This window comes from Emticicia aquatilis (assembly GCF_014644295.1).
Classification (GTDB): Bacteria; Bacteroidota; Bacteroidia; order Cytophagales; family Spirosomataceae; genus Emticicia; species Emticicia aquatilis.
In genome coordinates this window covers 1-22,604 of the sequence record NZ_BMKK01000005.1, presented here as the reverse complement: position 1 = coordinate 22,604, position 22,604 = coordinate 1, and the positions used below count along the sequence as shown (strand labels likewise).

Genomic DNA, 22,604 nt, shown 5'->3' with positions numbered 1-22,604 from the left:
ATGCGGCCACACCTTTACCCCAAGCCTTCACCATTCGATTTCTTGGATGGATGGCTTTTGTTTTGTCTTAACTCTAACAAAAACAAACAAATGTATGTCAAAATTATTTACTAAAAAAGCGATTTTCAAGATTATGAAAATCTCCCTAACTCAGCTAATGCTGCTCATTTTTGCGATAAGCATCAGCTACGCCCACGATAGCAGTGGTCAGGAATTTCTGAAAGAACGCTTATCGGTTTCTCAAAAGAATGGGAATCTGAAAAGCCTAATTCAGACAATCGAAAGCAAGGTAGATGTGACATTCTCTTATAACAAAGAAGTCATGTCTAATCAAGAGAGATTCTCTTATGATTTTAATAACGAAACTCTTGAAGAGATTCTGAAAAAAGTCCTTACACCACGTAAGATTTCGTTTCAGATACTCAGAAAGAACCATATTGTATTGACAAAAGCATCATTTTTGGGAAGTTTAGACATAAACAAAATTGATGCAATCAACAATACTCAACTCCAAATAATGGCCGAATTTGGGGTAAAAGGTAGTGTAAAAGATGCTAAAGGAGAAACATTGGTAGGTGTAAGTATTACGGTGGAGGGAACAACCAGAGGAACAACTACCGATGCCAACGGACAATACTCTTTGAGCGTGCCTGATAAAAACTCGGTATTGGTTTTTAGTTTTTTAGGCTACGAACCTCAGAAAGTCAATGTAAATGGCCGTTCTACAATTGATGTGGTTTTGAGCGAAAGCGAGAGTACACTCAATGAAGTGGTAGTAGTTGGTTATGGTACTCAATCGAAAAAGAATCTTACGAGTGCTATCAGTAATGTAAAACCTGAAGATTTAAACCGTGGGGCAATCGTTGATGTTGGTCAATTACTACAAGGTAAAGTACCAGGATTAAACATCTCGTCGAACGGTGACCCAAATCAACGTGCTGCTGTGATTCTTCGTGGAGCTTCAACGCTCAATAGTTCGCAAGGTCCATTTTATGTAATTGATGGTGTGCCTGGAGCTGATATTTCGGTAATTGCTCCCGACGATATTGCCACGATTGATATTTTGAAAGATGCCGCCGCAACATCAATCTACGGAAACCGTGCTGCCAATGGTGTAATTATGATTACTACCAAAAAAGGCAAAAAAGGTGCTATGCAAGTAGGCTATAGCGGTTATGTTGGTATCGAAAAAGTATCGAGCAAACTTGATATGATGAGTGCCAGCGAATTGAGAGCATTTTTGACAAAAAATGGCCAAAGTTTATCGCCAAACGATGATAAAGGTGCTGATACTGATTGGCAAGCTGCCGTACAGAAGTCAGCTGCGTATTCGCAAAACCACAATATTTCGTTTAGTGGTGGTGGTGAGCATAATACTTATAGTGCAAGTTTGAATTATACCGACAAGCAAGGTATTTTATTATCGAGTAATCTGACGAGAGTAATTGCCAGAATGTCGATTGAGCAATATGCTTTGAATGATAAAGTGAAATTTGGATTATCGGTTGTAAACTCAAATAGCAATGCCGATAATACCCCGATGCGAAACAACGTGCTTATTCAGATGATTAATCACTTACCAGTTTCGCCCGTAAAAAATGCTGATGGTACGTACTTTGAAAACTGGCAAAATACTGGCTATTTCAATCCTTTGGCACTCATTGAGCAAGCAAAAGATAATAGCAAATACAATAACTTGATTGGAGCATTTAATACACACGTAGATTTACCATTCAATCTTTCTTATGATTTAAATCTATCGTATCAGAATACGACCTCGCTCAATAGCCAGTCTTATGCAAGTTATTATTCGCAATACAATAGTGCCAATTTCTATAATAACCCAGAGCCACCAGCGGTGCATACATTGGTTAACTTCGGTACGAATGGCTCGGCATTGCGAAATACTTATCAAGATACTCGTAAAGTATTAGAGACATTCCTTTCGTGGAATAAAACTATTGGCAAGCACTATATAAATGCAGTAGCTGGGTATTCATGGCAAGGAAATACACTTGGCGATGGTTTCCAAGTAACAAGTACTAACTTCCCAGTTGATAATATTGGTTACGGAAACTTTGCTTTGAGTAACCCTTATGCTATTTCTTCATACCGAGTTAATTTTGGTGCTGATGGTATCTTCCAAGAAAACAAATTGATTTCGGACTTCGCTCGTTTGAATTACTCTTACAACGACAAATACCTTTTCCAAGGCTCAATTCGTCGTGATGGTAGTTCGGTTTTTGGTAAAAACAACTCTTGGGGTTATTTCCCATCGGTTGGGGTTGCTTGGCGTATCAATGAAGAAAACTTCATGAAAAACCAAAACCTTTTCAATGATTTGAAACTTCGTGTAAGCTATGGTACAACGGGTAACTCATCAGGCTTTAATGCTTATACGGCTCAGTTTATTTCTGGCTTATTGGGTACTTATTATTATAATGGTACGCAAACTGCCGCTTATGGCCCAACCCAAGCAGCAAATCCTGATTTACGTTGGGAAAAAACATCGACTGCAAACCTTGGTCTCGATTTCACGATGTTGAAAGGTTTATTGAGTGGTTCGATTGAGGTTTACGACAAAAGAACAAATGGTATGATTTATTCTTATCAAGTAAATCCGATTTTAGTACCAGTAGGTAGAATTGTGGCTAACGGCGGAAGCATGAGCAACAAAGGTGTGGAAGTGAGCCTTTCGGCTACGCCTGTTAAAAACAAAAATGGCTTAACTTGGACAACTGGCGTGAACTTAGCTCATAACAAAAACTTAATCGTGAGCCTAACAAACCCATTGTTTGCGGGTGGCGACTCAATCCGCACGACTCAGCCTGAAGGTGGTGGCCAAACAGGAAGTACATTGCAAATCTTGAAAGCAGGTCAACCGCTTGGTCAGTTCTTCACGTTTGAATATGCTGGCAAAAACGAAGCAGGTGTTTCGCAGTATTATACAAGCACAGGAGGCCTAACAACTACACCTGTAATTGGCAAAGATTACCGTTATTTGGGTAGTCCACAACCAAAATTATTATTAGGCTGGACAAACACACTTACATACAAGAATTTGGATTTGAATCTCTTTGTGCGTGGTGTATTCGGTAATAAGATTTTCAATGCTACACGTGCCGATTTGTTCAGACCAAGCACTGCACAGTTTACAAATATCTTGAAAGACGTAGCCGATGAAAGTATCAAAGATGTAAACTCTTATAAATATTCATCGAGATTCATCGAAAGCGGCAGCTATGTAAGACTTGATAATGCTACATTGGGCTATAACTTCAAGAAAATAAGTAACTATATCCGCAACCTTAGAGTATATGCTTCGGTAAATAATGCTTTTGTGATTACGAAATATACTGGAATTGACCCCGAAATCAACCAAGGTGGTTTAGCCCCAGGTGTTGATTCAAACAATTTCTACCCTAAAACTCGTACAGTTTTATTTGGTCTAAATGTTTCATTCTAAGTTTTCGCAGAACCTAAAATTTAATACTCAAATGAAAAATATATTTAAAAATTCATTCGCACTTTTAATCGCCTTATTGGTATTTGGTTGCCATAAGATTGAAGTGCCTGTCAACACCCAGTTGACACCTGATATTTTCCCTCAGACAGCAGCACAATTTGTTCAGGCTTCTGGCCCGCCTTATGCGGCATTGAGAGGAAATTTCTCTTTAGACTATTGGTTTATTCAGACCTTAACTACCGATGAAGCTATTCTTCCTGCTCGTGGCGGTAACTGGTATGATAACCGAGGATATATTGATATGCACTATCATTCGTGGACTAAAGACCACGGAGCTACTGGTTCGTGTTGGAACTGGTTATCGACAGTGATTGGTACTACTAACCAAGCTCTCTCGATTCTTGAAACGACGATTCCTGAATCGACTACCACCAAATCTCAGAATTTATCAGAGTTGAAAATGGTTCGTGCCTTTGCTTATTTTATGATGATGGATTTGTATGGAAATGTGCCAATTTATGACAAATACGGCGATTTTACTCCTAAGGCAAACTCAACACGTGCAGAAGTATTCAAGTTTGTAGAATCTGAAATTAAGGCAGCAATTCCGAACCTAAGCAGTGATGTAAATGTAGCTACTTACGGGCGTTTTACTAAATGGGGAGCTTATGCACTCTTAGCAAAAATGTATTTGAATGCAGAGGTTTATACAGGCACAGCAATGAATAAAGAGTGCATTGATGCTTGCGATGCCGTTATAAATTCTGCCAAGTTTGGTGTAGAATCAAGTGCCAATTATCTGAAAATGTTCTACCCAGATAATGGCCCACAAATGAAGGAGTTCATTTTTGCGATTCCTTATGACCCAGCAGCTACTGCCATGAGTGGAACAAATGGTTTTATGTATCATTCTCGTTATGATGTACCTCGTTCGATGCGTACAAGATATAATCTACCATTTACGCCTTCGGCTCCACGTAGCACTTTGCCTGAGTTCTATGCGTATTTTAATGACCCGAACGATATTCGTAACCAACAATGGCTTACTGGAAAACAGTTTTTGGCCGACGGAAAAACGCCTCTTACTGTAACTACTACCAAAAAAGGTTATGACCAATTCTATACTGGTGCAGACGGTAATGCTTCGGTAACTTATCAAGTTGAGCTTACTCCAGAAATTAAACTTCGTCAGGATGTAACTACATTCGATTTGGGTAATGATGAAATTGCGTGGAATATGGGTTATAGAAACATCAAATTCTACCCTGATGCTACTTCTACAAGCCGAAATCAAAATAATGATATTCCTGTTTTCAGATATTCAGATATTATCTTGATGAAGGCCGAAGCAACCCTAAGAAGTGGAGGTTCGGCACAGACCGCTACGAGTTTAGTAAACCAAGTACGTTCTAATCGTACTACTTCTGCGGCTTTAACGAATGTTACGCTTGAAGATATTTATCAAGAAAGAAGCCGTGAGTTTACGATGGAAACTTGGCACCGCAATGATATGATTCGTTTTGGCAAATATGAAAACTCTTGGGGCTTTAAGAAAGATACTGACAAGAATAAACGCATTTTCCCGATTCCTACGGGGGCTTTAGTTCTGAATCCTGCATTGAAGCAAAATCCAGGATATTGATAAAGTTTAGTAAGCAAAAGAGGCTCAAATGAAAATTTGAGCCTCTTTTCTTTTTTATACAACTTATAGTTTTTTCATCACCTTCACGAGCATTTTGGCAATAACTGCATTGCCTTTATCGGCAGGGTGCAGGCCATCATAAGTCATATTGATTGACTCAGTAGGGTAGGGGTATTCGTCTTTTTCGGGGTTGAAAGGCACATCAACATAATCAGGATATTTGAAGTTTTTATACTCACCTGTTTTTGGGTCTTTCAATCGCTTGAAGTTGACCATGTTTTTTTGCGTAATCCCACTTTTATTGTAAAGGTCAATGACAGGAATATTTTCAAATTTTGCAATATTCACCACGGCTTCGGCAAACTGAGCTAAATTCTGCTCATTTTTAGGTTTATATGAGCCATAAGCATTGTTTTTAGCATTGGCTATATACACAAAGTCGCCACGCTGAAGAGGCGTAATCAAGATAATTTTTGCATTTGGATTGAGACTTTTCAATTTATCAATAATGATTCTGAATGAGCCATGAACCGTATTGTTGCCAGTATTATTCTGATAATCTTCAAGTTTGCCGAGCGGACGACCTCGCCACCAATCGTTCGTTCCGAGAAATACAGAATATACATCAGCCGAAACCAAGCCAAGTTCATTGATTTTTTCGGCAATTCCGCCCGAAGTCCAGCCGTTATGACCTTGATTGATAAATTTGATGTACGGAAGCTTCTCCGTGACCATCGTCATATAGCCTTTTTTTACTCGATTTCCAGTCTGCTCGGGGTGGTCGTTGAGATACGTAATCGAGTCGCCAATAGCAACCCAAGTGATTTCTTTTGGTTTAAATGATAAAAAACTAAGGAGTATAAAACTTAAAAAGAGTGCCTTTTTCATGGGTTGAATATTTTAGTAAATTATAGAAATGCTTTCACGGCTTCTTTTACTTTATCCGACTCGCAAGCGGTTGCCACGTGTCCGCAGTCGCCAGTGAGTTCTACAATACTGATATTAAGTGCTTTGGCAAATTCGGTAGCGGCCATTGGGTTTACCATTTGGTCTTGTGTAGCCACAATTACGAGCATTTTGGCTTTGATATAGTTTGGTATTTCGGCCAATGTTTTTCCCGAAGTTTGATAAATATCCTGCCCGAGCATCGCTTTTATTTGAGCAATCCAGTTTTCTGGGTGGTTGCCTTTCACGTAATCATCTCCCGCTTTCTGAATCGCTTTGTAGGCATCATCGGCCTTGCGTGATTTATTCCAATATTGCGGTGTAAACAAATGTAGATTATGCACTTCTGCCACTCTTCTCATGGCTTCTCGGCGTGCTTCGGGAGCTGTTCCTGCGGCTTCTATGGCGTCCCATTCGGTTTTCCAGAGCAAAATATCGTAGTAAGATTGCTTCGGTGTGCCAACGATTGGAATCGCTTTGGTCATGAAGTCGGGGTAGGCTGCTACCCACTCAAAGGTCTGCATTCCGCCCATCGAAATGCCCATTACGGCATATAAGTGGTTGATTGCAAGGTTTTTGGTGAGTAAAGCGTATTGAGAATTGACCATGTCTCGAATACTGATTTCGGGGAAGTTATCGGTGTTTGAAGGAGCCGACGAAACACCATTGCCGAGAGCATCGACCAGAATCACACAAAATTTGGTGGTGTCAACCCATGCAGCAGCCGAGCCTTTAATATCGGTACTTTTGCCCGAAAAATACGTAGGAAAAAGAATAACATTGCTCTTGGTTTCGTTGAGTGTGCCGAGCGTGAGATAACCAACTTTACAGTCTTTGATAACTGAGCCTTTGGTAGTAGTAAAATCACCGATAGTGGCAATTTTTACGGCATTTTGGGCGAAAAGATTTAACGAAATAAAAGATAATAGGAAGACGATTTTTTTCATTTTCGATTGAATAGTGTTGGAAAAACAAAGCTATTCAGAAAACTAAAAAAATGGCATAAAAACGGAACAAAATTATTTCTTTGCTCCGTTTTCTACTTCTTCGACCCTAAAAGCGACCATCTGTTTGATTAGCTCAAAAGGCATTGGTTGGTTCAGTGGAAACTGAATTGAACCTTTACCGACTTTATATTTTGAAAGTGCCTCCTGAAAAGCCACATTGCCCGACGGCAGGGCATAAAAACCAATGTGATTTTTGAAAGCTGCAAAATAGACCAGCACTTTGCCTTGCTTGAAAGCGGGCATATTATAGCTGATGGTTTCTTGGGCGTTGGGTGCTACTTCTTTGATACAGCTACGAATTTGATTCAAGATTTCGCCTACTTCTGGGCTATAATCAGCAATATATTGGTCGATGTTTTGATAGGTTTTCTTTTCCATCTTTTGTGTAAATGTTTTATACAAAATTATGGAAAAAGAGTGATTAATAATTGTTGCAAAAACGACTATTTAAGGGGGAATTTGCGACAGATTTATTTCGTGTAACTGAACGAACCGTAATTGCCTGTGCTATTTTGTTGGGCATAAAAATTAATCGATTGTATTTGGCTTGCATTGGGTACGTCGGCAATAAACAGTGAATCGTTGCTGGTATTGTCAAAACTGAGGGCGTATTGTTGGGTTGTGCCATCGTTGAACGTAACTGAGGCATTAACCATGAAATCGCTCGGTGACCAAAAAGAGGTTGGTAAATTGACACTTACTTTACAACCGCACATCATTTTTACAAACACCGATATTTCGGCATTGCTCGGAGGAGTATTTGGCTCTAATAAAAGCCCTGGCACAATGACGGTGATTTTATAAAACTGCTGTTCTGGAATCAACCAAACTCCTTGCGAAAGACTGAGGTTTTCGCCCGATGGGGTCGGAATACTGACGGTTAAGGTGGCTAATTCGGGAGATGCGGGCAGAGAAAAAGTATTGCTAAGCCCCATAATTGTATTGATATTGGCCGTCAGATAATTGACTGATGGATTTTGTCCTGCTTCCGACGTAGGCGTTAAAATCGGCATCGGCGAGCTACTCCCTGCTGTAAATGTGGGCGAAATAACGCCATCATTAGTACTGGCAATGACTTGATAGGGAATTTCAAACTGGCCACCTGAGTATTGAAACGAAACTTTAATGTTGGCGTTGTCGTAGGCGTTGGGGCCGAGAAATTTTCCTCCGAGGGCTTGTAGATAAACAAAAAGATTGGCTGTTTTCATGGTTTAATATTGGATTTTGGTTGATTATTAAATTCGTTTATAATGCAGCTGCACCAGACCTTTGGCGAAGGATTGGGCAGAAATTAATTCTAATGGCAGTTCGGGACGATTATCTTGGAAAAGTTTTGTGCCTGCTCCGACCAAAATCGGAATAACAGAAATAATAAATTCATCAATCAGATTCGCTTTCAACAATTCGTTGACTATTTCGGCTCCGCCATCAATGAAAATATTTTTTCCGGTCTCGGCTTTTAGCTGTTTGATGAGTGTTTCAAGATTTTCTGTATAAAAATGAGTATTTCCGATACTTGGGCGAGCGGTGCGAGTAATAATAAATGATTGTTTATCGGCGTGCGGAAATTCCGAAACTTTGGTCATTACCCAATCATAAGTTTTTCGACCCATAATTACGGTATCGACCGATTCTACAAACTTGAAGTAGCCATAGTCTTCACCTTCTTGCTCAACGATTGACAAAAATCCTAAATCATCGTTGGGTTTGGCAATGTATCCATCGAGACTGGTGGCAATGTATAAAATTACTTTTCGGTTCATCGAAAACTTAGCTTTTTCTTGATTGTATTTCTTTTTGGATGGTATTTAGGCTCATAATATTAATTATTAGCATTGGCAAAAGGGCCGTGGGTACTAATGTCATCATACTAAAACCTTGTCTGATTGCGAGAAAAACCACAGCAAAAATCAAAACCATGAGTATTCCTGTGAAAATTGATGTCGCTTTTTTGAGGTTTTTTGCTTTGGTTTTTAGTTCGTCGAGAGAGAGTTTGGCGTAAGGATTTTCTTTCATAGTGCTGAGGGTTGATTGAGAAAATTAACTCAGCAAATATATGTAAAAAGAGATAGAAATGAAGTTTTTGTAGAGATGTATCAGAGCTTATTTTTATACAATTAGCTTCTTTATGTTTAAGCCAGCATTAATAAAAAAATGTAGGCTGAATAAACCTCAGCCTACATAAGGTTATATTTGAATAGATAATTATTTCGGTATCATCGGTAGGTGCTTTACAAGCATTCGTTTCTGATTTAGCTGTGTATTATCAGAGAAGTGTTCGCTCGAAAGCTTTTCAACACTCAAATTTGCGGTAGTTCGAGCATTTCTTGCCATAGCATTTGTCTGAACTCCCATTACGAGTAGTGCTTTGCTCAATAGCGTTTCGGTTTCATCTCCGAAAGGTTTGAATGGCACAACTTCATCCGAAACTTGGTAGGTCGGAGCAATTCCATTTACATTCCCGTAATCAGATTGTCCATTAGCATTGGTGGTCTGTCCGAGCATGACGTACATACCCCACGACCATCTTTTTTTGTCATCGTTGATGAGTGTTCCGAAGAGGTTTTTGCCGTAGGTGTGGTCGCCAATCGTAATGACGCTCATGTAAGGTTTGAGGCCATTAATTACTAATTCGCTGGCCGAAGCCGTTCCATCTGAAGTAAGCACAAATACTCGACTTAGGTTATTACCAATATTATTGCTTTCGGCCTGAAAATAATTGTTGAAAAAATTACTCCCGTAAGCTCGGGTAAAATAACTTTGATAACTGGCATTGTATTGGTCTTTGCAGAATACATTTTTGGTTGATAGATTCTTGACAATCAATGAGGCCAACGTGACAGAACTACTGACATACCCACCTGGGTTGAAACGAAGGTCAAGCACCAATTCATTGACACCTTGATTTTTGAAGTTGGCAAATATTTGTCTCAATTCGTTATCGTATTTTAGAGTATCGCCCGTATCCAAACCTGGTACGAATTGCGTATAAACCAAATAACCTACTTTTTTCCCAAAAGCGGGTTTATCAATAATCGAAGAAAACATAACAGGGTCTTCGGTTACTTCTGCTCGTGTCATGGTTATATTTTTGGTGTCGTCCACAACAAAAGCACCATTTGAGATTGTTCCGAGTGTAAAAGTTTGCGTATCTCCACTGCCAAGCAGTGTTTGGTAATTATCTTTAGTGAGTTGTTTTCCATTAATTTTCATGACAAAATCTCCTCGCTTTAAGCCCGCTTTTTCGGCAGGACTATTGGGAGTTATGGCACTTAAAAATAACCCCACGTTGCTACTTCCCGAATCGGTGTAGCCAATCATGTATCTGATGCCAAAAACGGTATTTACGCCATTAAACTCTTGTTGGAGGGCATCAATATCGGATGTAATATCTGAAAAACGGTCGGTTGTAGTACGTTGGTAGATGAGTTTTTCAAAAAAATCGGTCGGATTGCTCGTGGCATCCAACGACGAGAGGGCTGGTAATTGATTGTTCCAAAAATAAGCATCACTCATTACGCTATACACCCAATTATTGATACTTGCGTAATTGTTGTTTGTTGTAGGGCTTGTTGTCGTGCTGGTACTTGTCGAATTGCTTGGAGTTGGGTCTTGGGTTTTATTGCAGCTCAACAGAAAACCGAATATCACTAATCCTAAAAGCCATTTTATTTGTCTGATTTGTTTCATTGATTTGTAGTTAATTTAGTTAGATGTATAGAGGATTTTGCTTCAAAATGAAACGACTAATAGGTAAATGTTCAGCATTAGCCTATTAGTCGTTGGTATTTTAGCTATTAACTGGTTTCAGAAAACGGTTTAGTTTTTTGCCTTCTAAATCAAAAAACAAGGTTTTTCTTTTCATGCCTTCGGCAAGTTTTACTTTGATAAAATCAGGTTTGCGGCTTTCGCTATTGAATACCTGCACATTACCAAGTATTTTCCAATCATTGTATTTATTAATGATTACATCCATTGCGGCCTGTGGTAGAGGTTTATTAATAACCATTCCCTTAAATTGTACCATTTCGCCTTTAGAATTATAGACCGCAGTTTGGGTTTCATTATCTGATTTGGTTGTGATTTCGGTAAATGTATTGTCGTAGCCTTTACCATAAGTATCAATTTGTTCTTGCGAAATTTTCCAGCGAGTCGGATACGTTTTCATGAATCCTAAACCCTTTTCGATAGGTTTTACTTCTTGCAAATCTTTTTCTACTTTTGAAATGACGGTGCTTCCTTTCTCACCATCGGGACTTGACGCAATAACTACTTGCGAGATGTTTTGTGCGAAAGCCGAACCCAATGATACTAAAAGCAATAATGCTGAAGCGAAAGATGTTTTTAACGTTTTCATTTTGTTGATAGTTTAAACGTGAAAAAATATATTGAAGTGTTGTTGATAACTAAGGCGGGATGGCTACCCCACCTTAGTCTTTGAATTAATGACGACCTCCTCGACCACCGCCCGAAAAACCACCGCCACCATGAAAGCCCCCTGCTGAATAGCTACCTCTGCTGCTATTTATCGAACCCCACGATTGGCCGTGATAGGTGCTGGCACCCGTGTGCGTATTGTTGGCACCTACTTGATAACTGCCACTTGGGCGACGGTACGCCGATGGCGTTGTGAGATAATTGAGGTTTCGGCCGCCATTTGGATGAAAATGATTATTGGCAACGCCCATAAAGCCACCGTTTGCTGAGCCAATGATTCGATGCCCTGTAATGTTGGAGCGGTAGTAATCGCCAAATTGGCGGTAAAGATGCGGATAACGGTAGTAATACCCAGTGTTGAAAAACCAGTTTGAGAAACCATAAGATGGGAATCCGTATAGTCCAAAACCGCCTAATCCGAAGTAGAACCCTGAGTTAAAACCAAATGCTCCTGGATACCAGATTGGTGATGAATACCAAGTAGGGTAGCCAAACCAATAAGAGTAAGGATTTGCGTAATAACTGGCGTTATAAGCACTATTATATGGTTGGTTCGGCAAACTCAAACCGTTGGCATTGGCATAGTCTTTGGCTGCTTGGGTCATTTCTTGCATTGCCTGCGGGTCGCTTTCTAATTGCTTTTTAAATGCCGCAATCTCATACTGATTCTGTACATTCAAGCTATCATGAAGAGCCGCCAATTGCTCTTGAAGCTGAGCAGGATTGGCATTATACATATTGCCCAATTTGGTAGTCAAGGCAATATTATTGGTCAAGAGCGTCAGTACGTCTGGTAGGTTTGAGAGTTTCTGAAAGGCTGCTTTTGAATCGGTATCAAGATTTTGAATAGATTTGTCAAAATCCATTTGTGCAGCCATTTTCATATTATCCAACTTTACGAGGTCTTCTTTTTCATTTTGATAAAGTTTCCATGCTGCTTCCTGTAATTCGGGGTCTTGATTGGGCAAAAGCTGGTTGATTGCCTCACTGCTTTGGCCATCAGGTAAGGTAGCCAATGTGTGCATCAAATCGGGGTATCGAGTAATTGCATAAACCCAACCCTCTTTTTTCTGACGAAAACCACTAATCATTTGCAAAAAAGTAGTTTGTGTTTGGTTTTGTCGCTGTTGTAGGTTCGATAAAATCTCAGGATATTGGCTCGCCTGTAAAATTGCTTGACGAATCTCTGGACTATACGGAGCAATAGCTGCCGCAATTCCTTTATCGGTTTCGAGTTGACTTGATTGACCGAAACTCCAAAAGCTTACGGTACTCAATAGTAGCATCATCAACATTCCACGAAGTATCAAAGCTCCCGCTAAAACACTGGGTGTGTTTGGTATTTGGGTGTTATTTTTCATTTTCTTGCGTTATTTTACTTGAACAGCATAAACTTTGATGATATTTTCGATTTGTTGAATGGGCAACTGACCCGAAAAATCTATTTTGTCAATGGCATCGACAAACTGGGGTTGGTCGGAGAATACTTCTTTGATGTTTTCGGGCGTAGCTTCAAAGATGGCTGCATCGCTGTTTCGGCTGAAAAAATATTTCTTTTCATCTACTGTTTTTTTGTAGCCGTTGGGCACTTCTAATGAGTAAACTACGAAATCTTTATTTTTTGGAGCATATTCAATGCGGTAGTCTTCGTTCTGAAATGTTCGATAATCAATCTCGTTTTTTCTAAAGCCCCAGATAGCTTTTGTCGGAAATGTTGCTTTTTCTACTCCTTCAACCAAAATCAATTTATTCTGAAAGACACTTTCGTGAATCTTAAACTTCTTCGATTTATCGCCAAATCCCATTTCGGGAGTCTCATTCTTAAACTCATCTGGCTTTAAATAAACGCCGTTCTTCGGTATGTCACCGCCAGTGGTATTAATACTCACAGCCTCATTTAGGCTTACAGTTTTTGCTTGACTAAAAAGCGGTAGAAACATCGCCGCTACTAATACAATTTTCGCTTTCATTGTCTTCGATTATTTAAAATGTTATTGTTTTCTTTTGATGACATAAAATTGGGTTTCAACTCTAAAAACAATTTTAAAAGTGTCTTAAAGAAGCATTAAAAATATGCTTGTTTGTGGTTAAGTGGTTAATAGTCAATAGATTGTGTTAGTTTTAAAGGCAATAGAGTATCATCTTGCCTCAGAAATGGGCAAAGCCAATTACAATTAAATTTGATGTTATTAGACCTTTGTGTAAGTAATTATCTTGACAATATATTTAGCAGATATTTGTTGAGAATTTTAGCGTTCAACGGGTTTACGGAATCATTCAACTGTTACTAAGACGTGACTACATTTTTAATGGTTGTCTGATTTTTATTAAAAAAATGTTAAAACCTTGATTTGCTTGTAGTGAAAGAACGGGTTATAGCTTCTAATAACATTTAACCTAATATTTTGTGAAGTATTTCGTACTTTTGTACTTCATTTCGAATCAAATAAAAAATATCAATACGAAATATCGTATGAGAAAGAAAATTGAAATTCTGTCGCCAGCCAAAAACCTGATACAAGGTATGGCCGCCATTAATGCGGGTGCAGATGCTGTATATATTGGAGCTCCGCAGTTTGGAGCCAGAACCAACGCCACCAATTCGGTTGAAGATATTGCCGAAATGGTGCGTTATGCTCACTTATTCAAGGCACAAGTTTTTGTGGTTATCAATACAATTTTGTACGATGACGAACTCAATCAATGTAAAAAACTGATTCATGAACTCTACGACATTGGTGTTGATGCCCTCATTGTGCAAGATATGGCCATCATGGAAATGGACTTGCCGCCAATCGTGATTCATGCCAGTACACAAGCCAACAATCGTGACCCAAAACACGTCAAGTTTTTGGCCGATGCAGGCATGAAACGTGCGGTTTTGGCTCGTGAGCTGAACCTCGACCAAGTGCGTGAAATTCACGAAGCGACTGATATCGAACTCGAATTCTTTGTTTCGGGGGCGTTGTGCGTTTCGTTTAGCGGAAATTGTTACATGAGTATTGCGGGTGGCGAGCGTAGTGCCAATCGTGGTTCGTGTGCCCAAAACTGCCGTTTGCCCTATCAGTTGATTGACGGAACGGGCAAAACGCTCATTGCAAATAGTCACTTATTGTCAATCAAAGATTTAGATTTAAGCGACCAATTGCCGAATCTGATTGAAGCTGGTGTATGTTCGTTCAAAATCGAAGGGCGTTTGAAAGATATTGTTTATGTAAAAAATAATACTTCGTTTTTGAGAAAGAAATTAGACTCTTTCTTGGAAGTGAATGCCGATAAATACCAAAAAGCATCGTCGGGTAGAACTTTCTATAATTTTGAGCCAGAAATGGACAGAAGTTTCAACCGTGGCTATACCGATTATTTTGTAAACAAGCGTAAAGAAAAAATCGGTAACTGGGAAAGTCCGAAATCACAGGGGCAATTGATAGGAAAAGTGCTTGAGGTGAAAGCTAATGGCTATGTAATTGAAAATTACGAAAAACTCAACAACGGCGATGGTCTTTATTTCATCAATGCCAATGGCGAGGCCGATGGAGCTCAAATCAATATCATTATCAATAATATTGTCATTCCGAATACATTCAAGCCGCTACCTGTCGGAACGGTTATTTACCGGAATTCTGATGCTGAGTTCAACAAGATGGTTGAAAAAGAAAACAGTGCGGTGCGTAAAATTGGCGTGAAACTATACTTTACCGAAACTGTCGATGGTTTCCAGCTAAAAGCAATTGACGAAGACGGACACCACAATACCGTAAGTGTGCAAGCTGAAAAAGTATTGGCCAACTCAGCCGAATCGGTGATTCCGAATATCAAGAAAAATTTAGCAAAGACAGGAAACACGCCGTTTATTGTAGATGATATTGAGGTAGAGTTTTCGGGGAATTGGTTTTTACCAATCTCGAAAGTAAACGAAATCAGACGTGAAGTTTTAGAACAACTCGTGGATATTCGTGTGAAAGAATACCACCGAGAAACTTTCCAGATTCAGAAAACCGACCACCCGTATCCAGTACAAAAGTTAGATTATACTTACAACGTATCGAACAAACTGGCGAGAGCCTTTTATAAACGTCACGGCGTAACGGAAATCGAAAAAGCTTTTGAACTACAATGGGACCCAGGCAAGGCACGAGTAATGACCACCAAATATTGCGTGAAATATGAATTGGGCAAATGTGCGAGATTCCAACGTGAAACAATGGGCGAGAAATTAGTAGAACCACTAACCCTCAAACACGGCGAAAACGAATACAAATTGAAGTTTAATTGCAAGCCTTGCGAAATGGAAATTTGGGAAAAAGATGCCGAGTTAGAATTTGAAGACGAAGATGAGCAATTGGGCTGGTTTAGTAAATAAAATTTCAATTAAACAGAAAATCCGTCTGGTACTTGATGCCAGACGGATTTTTGCTGACTATTAAAAGAGTTTTCTAATTCCCACCAAAAAACTCAAGCATGGTGCTTAAAGCATTAGCGGCGTGCATTCGTTCTCCATTATCAAGCGATTCTTTAGCTATGATGGCTGCTCGTTTTCTCATATTTGACTCGAATGTTGCAATGGCATCTTGACGAGAATCATATTTGATAGATGTTAGGCATTCGCTTAGTTCTAAGGCATCGAGCATGGCCATATTCACACCCTCGCCCGCAAATGGAGGCATTACGTGTGCCGCATCTCCTATCATGGTTAAGTTTGATTGGGCTGTCCAAGTTTGGTCTAAAGGCATACAATAGATTGGGCGTGGGATGAAAGGTATAGCACTATTTTCAAATAATTCGTGCCAAATACTACTCCAGTTGGCGTATTTAGTTTTAAACCAAGCAAGTAGTTGGTCTCTATCCGAAAAATCTAAACTACTATTGCGAGCCCAATTTTCTTCAGCTTTAAAACTGATATAAAATCCGATTTCACCCTTAGCTTTTTGCCCCATCAATATATCTTGTTCATTGCCAAAAGCCATTATTTTACCCCCTCCGAGTAGAGTTGATATATTTGGTGTTTGTTTGGCCGCTTCATAAATATTACCTTCGAGCATCATAATACCCGAATAAAAAGCCTTGATATCAGTAATATACGGACGAATTTTAGAGTTTGCTCCGTCGGCTGCAACTACAATATCGGCATATACAGAAGTTTCGTTTTTGAAATGCAAAAGCCAGCCTTCGTTCTGTTTTTCCATTGATATGAAATGGCTGTCCCAAATAATTGTATCGGGCTGCAACGACTCCAATAATATCTTTCTTAAAGCACCACGGTCAATTTCGGGGCGAAAACCTACATCATCAAAATTCTCGTTTGGCTTGGTGTCGTGGTCGCTGTAAAAAACTTCTGCTCGCTCGTTGAGAATCTTTGTTTTGTCAGCTCCAACAAGAAAATTATTCTTAAATTCTTCTAATAAATTGGCTTTTCGTAATGCCGCTAATCCCGAATCTTCGTGTAAATCGAGGGGTGAGCCTTGTACTCGTGCATCTTTGTTATAATCTCTTTCATATACTTTTACGTTGGCTCCTTTCAATTGTAAAAGTCGTGCTAATGTTAGGCCACCGGGGCCTCCACCAATAATGGCGATTGTTTTATTTGTTATCAACATATCGAATAATTTTAAATATGATGCAAAATTATTCGGTCGTAAGAACTCAAAATTGTATAAATCGGACGTTTTGATTTTACTACTATCTACGTAGTTTTTTTCGTTCATTTCTTCTATTACCTCCGATATAAAGAGCAGCAAAAACAAAAACTGGCAATTTGAAAAATAAAAAGAAGAAGGCAGCTTTAGGGAAAAAGAAGGCAGTGATAACCGCAATGAGGCCATTAAGCATATCGAGATTGAGCATGATTCGGGTATTGGCCTGATAACTGGTATCTATGTTTTCTTTATCCATAAAATCAGTTCTATCAGCAGAATAATCCCAAATGAAATTCTGACAAACAGATATAAAAAAGATATTCAGGCTATATAGAAATATGGCAGGTGTATTACCAAAATGATTACTCAATACAGACGTTGAAAAAGGCAATGCAACAATAAAAAACAACCAAAGGATATTTAGATAAAGAAGTTTTTCATCCATTCTTTTGATACAGATGAAAAAATCATGATGGGTTTTCCAAAAGCCAGCAATATTTAGAAAAGAAAGAATAAATGCCAAATACTGGTGCCAAGGGGCCAGCAAATCGGCAAATGAGAGAGGTTTATCGGTCGGTACTTCTATTTTTAACTCTAAAGCTAATAAGGTAATGGCAATAGCTACTACGGCATCGCTGAAAAACAAAATCCTTTCGTAAGCTATTTCTTTTTTATGATACATTTTCATAGGAATAATAGTGTTAAGATACAAAATTAGCCCTTATCAAGAGCTGAAAATTGTATAAATCGGTCGTTTTGATTTCGTTTCAATTCTTTTGGTGAAACGCCAGAAAGCCTTTTTACTTCTTTAATGAAATGAGACTGGTCGGTAAAGTTTTGTTCTGGAAATAATTTACCTTCTTTGATATGATTAAAAGATGCCCTAAATCGAAGAATTCCACAATAGGCTTTTAGAGAAAGACCAAATTGTTGATTAAAATATCGGTTGATTTGTCGGCTACTCCAATACACTTGTTCAGAAAGTTCTTTGACCGTTATGGCTCCGTTGGAGGCATAAATAAGGTTAAATAGTTTTTGTTTTCTGTTATCAATTTCTGTTGGAATAAGTAATTGAATTTTTTCGGTTGCTTTTTGACAAAACAGCTCAAAATCTTGAAGGTCATTGGCATTAAAATCCCAGAAATCAGGGGCTAAATGTTTGGCATAATCAAGCAAATGAGAAATCGTATCGTGCAAAATATATTCGGTAGCAAGCAATTTAAAACTAATGGCAAACATTTTGGTTTTGGCCGCTAACAGAGCGGTATCGGCATGGGTTTCGAGACCCGAAAGGGTAACATGAAAAGATTCAATGGCCGATTGAGAAAAGAACAAATCAAGTTTGCCATCGGGTAAGATAATAACTTCCTTATCGGAGTCAGAAGTGTTTTCTAACACCCAAAAGCTTTCCACAAAATCTACAAGTGATTTGTCGGGTTTGATAAGTCTGAAATTAAAATCCTTGAACATTGAGGCGGATTGATAAAAATCTTTATTTACATGTTTAGAAGTTCCTTCACCAATCTTGATTCTTGAATTACATCAGCATCTAAGTTCTGATGTTCTGCCAAAATACTATCTATCTTTATAGAGAACTTACTTTTAACAGCAGCGTCATTGAGCCAGTTGGATACGATTTCATTAAAAGTTTCGTTTTCGTTTTGAGTTTCAAAATAGCTTGAGGTTTGATAATTGAATTCGTTAATGACAAAATCCTTGAATAGAAGTGTGCTTTCTGTATTTTCGGCATTTGTCCACGCATCTAAAATAGGTCTTACAGGGAAGTGTGCAACCCCAAACATTGTCAAATACGTTGAAATATCATCACCATCAGGCGAATATGGGTAGTATGACAAACACTTTTTAAAGAATTCGACCGAAAAATCTTGTAATAATTGTAATTCTTCGCTTGTCCAACGTTTTGGTTGGTGTAGCTCTAATCTCAGAAAAACCTCCTCAACCGAAACACAAGGAAAATCGAAATTACTGACAAGCTCTAAAACTCTCGGAAGAAAGTGCTTCATTTCCCATAATTCTCGGTCGGTATAAGCCCTTGCCGATTCAAAATAACCTGCTCTCAAAACCGAACTCGAAACTTCTCGTAGAGGAGTATTCACTAATCGAGCTTCATCGGCATCACTAACACAACATCGTTTACAAACATCTAAGGTTTGGCCAATGGTGTAGCTTTCAAAAAGTTTATACGATTTTTCTATGACTTCTTCGAGTAGCATTTAATTTGGTTTATTCTCCTTTTGCTTTTCTTAAATGATTTACTTTATTAAAATAATACGATTGTAAATTTTACATCATTCAGTTATTCCCAAATATAAATAATCAAATTACGCTATGCAAACCTGTGGACAAAGTATGGCAAAACCTTTATAATTTGGATAGGAAGCCCTAAACTAAAACTGAGCGATACCGTTGGGTGGTCGCTCAGTTGAGTGTTATTTTTTCATAATTGTTGTGCCATTCAAAGCTTAGTTATTGACGGGCTTTTCGGTAAATGCTGTTAAAGTTTTCCCATCGTAGCGGTAAAGGCCGACTTCACGAGTTCCTATCCAGATATTATTATCTTTATCTACAAAAAGGCTTTCGATGGCACTATTACTCAACTTTTCAGTTGAAAATGCTCTAAAACTCTTACCATCGTAAATACTTATGCAACCCTCTTTTATTCCTTTAGCATCTTTACGCACGCCCCCAATCCAAATATTACCTTCTTTATCAGCAACCATTGCTCTGATGATATTATCGCAGAAACCATCTTTATCAGTAAAATGTGTAAGTGCTTTGCCATCATATTTAGTTATTCCGTAGCGGCAGGCATGACTAAACCAAAGGTCTCCTTTTTTATCTTCCACAACCATATTTGCCGAGCTATACATACTTTTCTGTTCGAGCATATCTTTGAAGCTTTTTACTATCGTATCTGATGCTTTCGTTGTATTTTCTTCTTGTGGGAAATTCTTGAAATTTTTGCCATCGTAGCGATACGACCCAAACCAAATATTACCCGATTTTTCTTGATAGATATTATAAATAGCTACATGATGAAATCCATCATTGCCTACTGGCCCTTCGTTTGCTAAAAACTCCGTAAATGATTTACCGTTATACTGAATCACACCTTCATCTTGAGTTCCAAACCAAATATTTCCCATTTTATCTTGAAACATACTCAACACCGTTTTATTGGCTGGGGGCATACAACCTTTTTGGGGTACCGTTTGTCGAAAAAACGGACTTGTAATTGGCGTTCGAGTCCATGGAAGAGGAAAATCCGTAAATTTCTTTCCATCAAATCTACAAACCCCATCTTTTGTCCCTATCCATATATTCCCCTTAAAATCTTCCAATATGCACTGAACAATATTACTATTGAGGCCATCTTTTGTCGTAAAATTCACAAAGCCTTTTCCATCATAGCGGTACACTCCCGCTCCCGACGTAGCAATCCACATATTGCCTGCTTTATCTTGTAGCATGTTACGCACAAACGTGTATTGGCTCGTACCAGCAGGAATAATAAGTTTTGGTTGAGATACCTGATTTTGTGCCTTGCTATGGCAACTTTGCAGCAACAATAATGCAATCAGTAGTGAATAGATTTTCATATTTATAATTGTTTATAATTTTAATGTTTTGTTTGTTTTCGGGGTATCATTACCATGGGCCAGTCTTCTTAACTTGATAAAAACGAGTGCCATCGAACTGATAAAGACCTTGCCCTGTTCCCCACCACATATTGCCATCTTTATCTTGAAACATGCTTTGTACACAGCAATTTAGGCCATCTGCGGGTGTAAAGACTTTAAAAGCTTTTGGATTTGGTAGAGGAATCGACGGGTCGAATCTGGTGGTACTGCCTCGTGCTGTAATCCAAATAATGCCTGATTCTTCGATGTAGATACCCCAAAATTCGGTGCCGCCTAAGCCATCTTTAGCGGTGTATTCGGTGAAAGTTTTGTCCGAGGGGTCATATTTACAAATGCCGTTTTTCATCGTAAACCACATATTTCCAGCTTTGTCTTGTGCGATGCCGCCTGCATAGTTCTCGCCTAAATTTTCTTTTTCATTGAAATTTACAAGGCTTTTTTCTCCTTCTGAAGGGTTATATCGAAAGACACCTCTATCTGATGAAGCAAACCAAATATTTCCGCTTTTGTCTTCCATAATTCCCGCAACATTCATAGGTGGAAGCTCTTTAAACAGCGAAAAACTTTTTCGGCCTTCGTTATCTGCCACTGGGTCATATCGGTACACTCCTCCATGTGTTCCTACCCAAATATTCCCAGATTTATCAACCAAAATTCCTTTGCGAGTTATATCTACATGGTTCAAACCATCTTTTTGGTTATAATTCTTGAAACTTTTTTCACCTGACCTGCTTGTACTGAGCAGGGTCGAAGTAAGCGAAGCCGAAGGGTATTTATAAACTCCTTGGTCTGTTCCGAACCACATATTTCCGTCTTTATCTTCGTTGATAGCATAGACCGTTTGGTTATAAAAACCATCGGGGTTGGAAAAGTAAGTTAAAGTTGTTACACCTGTGCTGAGCAAAGTCGAAGCAACGTATTTCACAACTCCATCGCCTATCGTACCAAACCATAAATTTCCTTTTGAATCCTGAAAAATACTTCTGATATACTGACTAACCAAGGTTGTATCGAAATCAGGTGCTAAAGCTGCTGGCTTAAAGCTTCTGATTACTTTGGGAATTGGTTTCGAGGCATTTGATTTTACTTGTCCGTTGCAGGAGGTGCAAAAAACAACCACCAAGAACGAAGCGTATATTTGTATGAATTTCATAACTTGTTTCTTAGCAACCACCCTTACGGGGTGGACGGTTATAAATTATTTTACTATCACGTTCTACATAGTCGCCCGATACGATTGGATAGGTGTACTTGGGTGCGTGCGATACAAAATGACTTTTGACAAGTATTTTGTCGTTCACTTTCAGACTATTCAGTTGTTGAAATTCATCAGACTTCAGCGGTCCAAAACTAAGGATAAAATCTTCACCATTAATATTGGCCATTACTCCGAACCCTACTCTTGAGCCAGTAGGAAGTGAAAGAGAAGTTACAACTGCCTCCATATTGCTATAAGTACTTATCTGTTTCCTTATTTTAGCTTCACTGGCATACACTTTTTTACCAGTGGCAGAGGCTTCCCATTTTTTGTACATGATACCATCTGGCGATGCCTCCCATTGTTTTCTGGCAGCTTTCATTTCAGCAGCGGTAGGAGGCTTTGCTATTGGCTTTTTAGATGTTTTACTTTTAATTTCACGATTGGCAAATACCAGCCCGCCTACCACAACCAGAGGCAAGAGCAGCACATAAATGAGTTTTTTCATAATTTTTGTATGTTTAGTTAATAATGTGATTGCGTTGTAGAGACGTTGCAATGTGCCGAGCGAAGTAGGGTTATACCTGTAAAAAGCGAAACTTGATTGTGCC

The 22,604-nt window shown here is 38.8% G+C and carries 20 protein-coding genes; 3 read left to right on the top strand and 17 right to left on the bottom strand.

Annotation, left to right across the window (positions count from 1 at the left end):
• The first annotated feature begins 94 nt into the window (after positions 1-94).
• Both IEX65_RS12775 and IEX65_RS12770 read left to right on the top strand, forming a co-directional pair.
• Entirely contained in the window at positions 95-3,466 is a 3,372-nt protein-coding gene (locus tag IEX65_RS12775) for a SusC/RagA family TonB-linked outer membrane protein (protein ID WP_229250659.1), read from the top strand.
• Positions 3,467-3,497: 31 nt separating this feature from the next.
• The gene (locus tag IEX65_RS12770; protein ID WP_188766469.1) at positions 3,498-5,108 is read left to right on the top strand and encodes a RagB/SusD family nutrient uptake outer membrane protein; all 1,611 of its coding nucleotides are present in this window, start codon (positions 3,498-3,500) and stop codon (positions 5,106-5,108) included.
• A 63-nt stretch (positions 5,109-5,171) separates the two neighbouring features.
• Here the strand turns inward: IEX65_RS12770 and IEX65_RS12765 are convergent, their stop codons facing one another.
• From IEX65_RS12765 to IEX65_RS12720, 10 genes are all read right to left on the bottom strand, one after another.
• Positions 5,172-5,996 carry an SGNH/GDSL hydrolase family protein gene (locus tag IEX65_RS12765; protein WP_188766468.1) on the bottom strand — a complete coding sequence of 275 codons (825 nt, stop codon included), beginning with the start codon at positions 5,994-5,996 and terminating at the stop codon, positions 5,172-5,174.
• 20 nt (positions 5,997-6,016) lie between these two features.
• The gene (locus tag IEX65_RS12760; protein ID WP_188766467.1) at positions 6,017-7,000 is read right to left on the bottom strand and encodes an alpha/beta fold hydrolase; all 984 of its coding nucleotides are present in this window, start codon (positions 6,998-7,000) and stop codon (positions 6,017-6,019) included.
• Positions 7,001-7,072: 72 nt separating this feature from the next.
• On the bottom strand, positions 7,073-7,438 hold the full coding sequence (locus tag IEX65_RS12755; protein WP_188766466.1) for an iron chaperone: 366 nt from the start codon (positions 7,436-7,438) through the stop codon (positions 7,073-7,075).
• 92 nt (positions 7,439-7,530) lie between these two features.
• Positions 7,531-8,268, bottom strand: coding sequence for a hypothetical protein (locus tag IEX65_RS12750; RefSeq protein ID WP_188766465.1), 738 nt, complete (start codon positions 8,266-8,268; stop codon positions 7,531-7,533).
• Between the two features lie 27 nt (positions 8,269-8,295).
• Positions 8,296-8,823: a dihydrofolate reductase family protein gene (locus tag IEX65_RS12745; protein WP_188766464.1), complete on the bottom strand. Its 528-nt coding sequence runs from the start codon at positions 8,821-8,823 to the stop codon at positions 8,296-8,298.
• A 7-nt stretch (positions 8,824-8,830) separates the two neighbouring features.
• A complete protein-coding gene (locus IEX65_RS12740) occupies positions 8,831-9,076 on the bottom strand; it encodes a hypothetical protein (protein ID WP_188766463.1) in 246 nt (81 codons plus the stop codon).
• Between the two features lie 189 nt (positions 9,077-9,265).
• Positions 9,266-10,750 carry a S41 family peptidase gene (locus IEX65_RS12735; RefSeq protein ID WP_188766462.1) on the bottom strand — a complete coding sequence of 495 codons (1,485 nt, stop codon included), beginning with the start codon at positions 10,748-10,750 and terminating at the stop codon, positions 9,266-9,268.
• Positions 10,751-10,850: 100 nt separating this feature from the next.
• Positions 10,851-11,417, bottom strand: a complete 567-nt coding sequence (locus IEX65_RS12730; protein ID WP_188766461.1) for a hypothetical protein — start codon at positions 11,415-11,417, stop codon at positions 10,851-10,853.
• Between the two features lie 85 nt (positions 11,418-11,502).
• The gene (locus IEX65_RS12725) at positions 11,503-12,858 is read right to left on the bottom strand and encodes a hypothetical protein (RefSeq protein ID WP_188766460.1); all 1,356 of its coding nucleotides are present in this window, start codon (positions 12,856-12,858) and stop codon (positions 11,503-11,505) included.
• Positions 12,859-12,867: 9 nt separating this feature from the next.
• A complete protein-coding gene (locus IEX65_RS12720; protein ID WP_188766459.1) occupies positions 12,868-13,467 on the bottom strand; it encodes a hypothetical protein in 600 nt (199 codons plus the stop codon).
• Positions 13,468-13,970: 503 nt separating this feature from the next.
• Here IEX65_RS12720 and IEX65_RS12715 point away from each other — a divergent pair.
• Positions 13,971-15,860 (top strand): peptidase U32 family protein, encoded by a 1,890-nt coding sequence (locus tag IEX65_RS12715; protein ID WP_188766458.1) that lies wholly within the window; start codon positions 13,971-13,973, stop codon positions 15,858-15,860.
• A 73-nt stretch (positions 15,861-15,933) separates the two neighbouring features.
• Here IEX65_RS12715 and IEX65_RS12710 read toward each other — a convergent pair whose 3' ends face one another.
• The 7 genes from IEX65_RS12710 to IEX65_RS12680 all read right to left on the bottom strand — a co-directional run.
• A complete protein-coding gene (locus IEX65_RS12710; protein ID WP_229250657.1) occupies positions 15,934-17,202 on the bottom strand; it encodes an FAD-dependent oxidoreductase in 1,269 nt (422 codons plus the stop codon).
• On the bottom strand, positions 17,177-17,821 hold the full coding sequence (locus IEX65_RS12705) for a TMEM175 family protein (RefSeq protein ID WP_188766457.1): 645 nt from the start codon (positions 17,819-17,821) through the stop codon (positions 17,177-17,179). Before IEX65_RS12705 ends, IEX65_RS12710 begins: the two co-directional genes overlap by 26 nt.
• A 26-nt stretch (positions 17,822-17,847) precedes the next feature.
• The gene (locus IEX65_RS12700) at positions 17,848-18,603 is read right to left on the bottom strand and encodes a helix-turn-helix domain-containing protein (RefSeq protein ID WP_188766456.1); all 756 of its coding nucleotides are present in this window, start codon (positions 18,601-18,603) and stop codon (positions 17,848-17,850) included.
• Positions 18,604-18,629: 26 nt separating this feature from the next.
• Positions 18,630-19,367 carry a hypothetical protein gene (locus IEX65_RS12695; RefSeq protein WP_188766455.1) on the bottom strand — a complete coding sequence of 246 codons (738 nt, stop codon included), beginning with the start codon at positions 19,365-19,367 and terminating at the stop codon, positions 18,630-18,632.
• A gap of 249 nt (positions 19,368-19,616) precedes the next feature.
• Complete coding sequence (locus IEX65_RS12690) at positions 19,617-20,753, bottom strand: ligand-binding sensor domain-containing protein (RefSeq protein WP_188766454.1); 1,137 nt, start codon at positions 20,751-20,753, stop codon at positions 19,617-19,619.
• Between the two features lie 49 nt (positions 20,754-20,802).
• Entirely contained in the window at positions 20,803-21,948 is a 1,146-nt protein-coding gene (locus IEX65_RS12685; RefSeq protein ID WP_188766453.1) for a ligand-binding sensor domain-containing protein, read from the bottom strand.
• A 10-nt stretch (positions 21,949-21,958) separates the two neighbouring features.
• The coding region (locus tag IEX65_RS12680) for a hypothetical protein (RefSeq protein ID WP_308424959.1) at positions 21,959-22,604 on the bottom strand (646 nt) is incomplete at its 5' end.

What these genes read in the sequence shown, in the direction of transcription:
- IEX65_RS12695 (WP_188766455.1), bottom strand. Translation starts at nt 19,367, where the DNA reads ATGCTACTCGAAGAAGTCATAGAAAAATCGTATAAACTTTTTGAAAGC.
- IEX65_RS12715 (WP_188766458.1), top strand. Translation starts at nt 13,971, where the DNA reads ATGAGAAAGAAAATTGAAATTCTGTCGCCAGCCAAAAACCTGATACAA.
- IEX65_RS12745 (WP_188766464.1), bottom strand. Translation starts at nt 8,823, where the DNA reads ATGAACCGAAAAGTAATTTTATACATTGCCACCAGTCTCGATGGATAC.
- IEX65_RS12740 (WP_188766463.1), bottom strand. Translation starts at nt 9,076, where the DNA reads ATGAAAGAAAATCCTTACGCCAAACTCTCTCTCGACGAACTAAAAACC.
- IEX65_RS12770 (WP_188766469.1), top strand. Translation starts at nt 3,498, where the DNA reads ATGAAAAATATATTTAAAAATTCATTCGCACTTTTAATCGCCTTATTG.
- IEX65_RS12765 (WP_188766468.1), bottom strand. Translation starts at nt 5,996, where the DNA reads ATGAAAAAGGCACTCTTTTTAAGTTTTATACTCCTTAGTTTTTTATCA.
- IEX65_RS12700 (WP_188766456.1), bottom strand. Translation starts at nt 18,603, where the DNA reads ATGTTCAAGGATTTTAATTTCAGACTTATCAAACCCGACAAATCACTT.
- IEX65_RS12760 (WP_188766467.1), bottom strand. Translation starts at nt 7,000, where the DNA reads ATGAAAAAAATCGTCTTCCTATTATCTTTTATTTCGTTAAATCTTTTC.
- IEX65_RS12685 (WP_188766453.1), bottom strand. Translation starts at nt 21,948, where the DNA reads ATGAAATTCATACAAATATACGCTTCGTTCTTGGTGGTTGTTTTTTGC.
- IEX65_RS12775 (WP_229250659.1), top strand. Translation starts at nt 95, where the DNA reads ATGTCAAAATTATTTACTAAAAAAGCGATTTTCAAGATTATGAAAATC.
- IEX65_RS12750 (WP_188766465.1), bottom strand. Translation starts at nt 8,268, where the DNA reads ATGAAAACAGCCAATCTTTTTGTTTATCTACAAGCCCTCGGAGGAAAA.
- IEX65_RS12755 (WP_188766466.1), bottom strand. Translation starts at nt 7,438, where the DNA reads ATGGAAAAGAAAACCTATCAAAACATCGACCAATATATTGCTGATTAT.
- IEX65_RS12735 (WP_188766462.1), bottom strand. Translation starts at nt 10,750, where the DNA reads ATGAAACAAATCAGACAAATAAAATGGCTTTTAGGATTAGTGATATTC.
- IEX65_RS12725 (WP_188766460.1), bottom strand. Translation starts at nt 12,858, where the DNA reads ATGAAAAATAACACCCAAATACCAAACACACCCAGTGTTTTAGCGGGA.
- IEX65_RS12710 (WP_229250657.1), bottom strand. Translation starts at nt 17,202, where the DNA reads ATGAACGAAAAAAACTACGTAGATAGTAGTAAAATCAAAACGTCCGAT.
- IEX65_RS12690 (WP_188766454.1), bottom strand. Translation starts at nt 20,753, where the DNA reads ATGAAAATCTATTCACTACTGATTGCATTATTGTTGCTGCAAAGTTGC.
- IEX65_RS12720 (WP_188766459.1), bottom strand. Translation starts at nt 13,467, where the DNA reads ATGAAAGCGAAAATTGTATTAGTAGCGGCGATGTTTCTACCGCTTTTT.
- IEX65_RS12730 (WP_188766461.1), bottom strand. Translation starts at nt 11,417, where the DNA reads ATGAAAACGTTAAAAACATCTTTCGCTTCAGCATTATTGCTTTTAGTA.
- IEX65_RS12705 (WP_188766457.1), bottom strand. Translation starts at nt 17,821, where the DNA reads ATGAAAATGTATCATAAAAAAGAAATAGCTTACGAAAGGATTTTGTTT.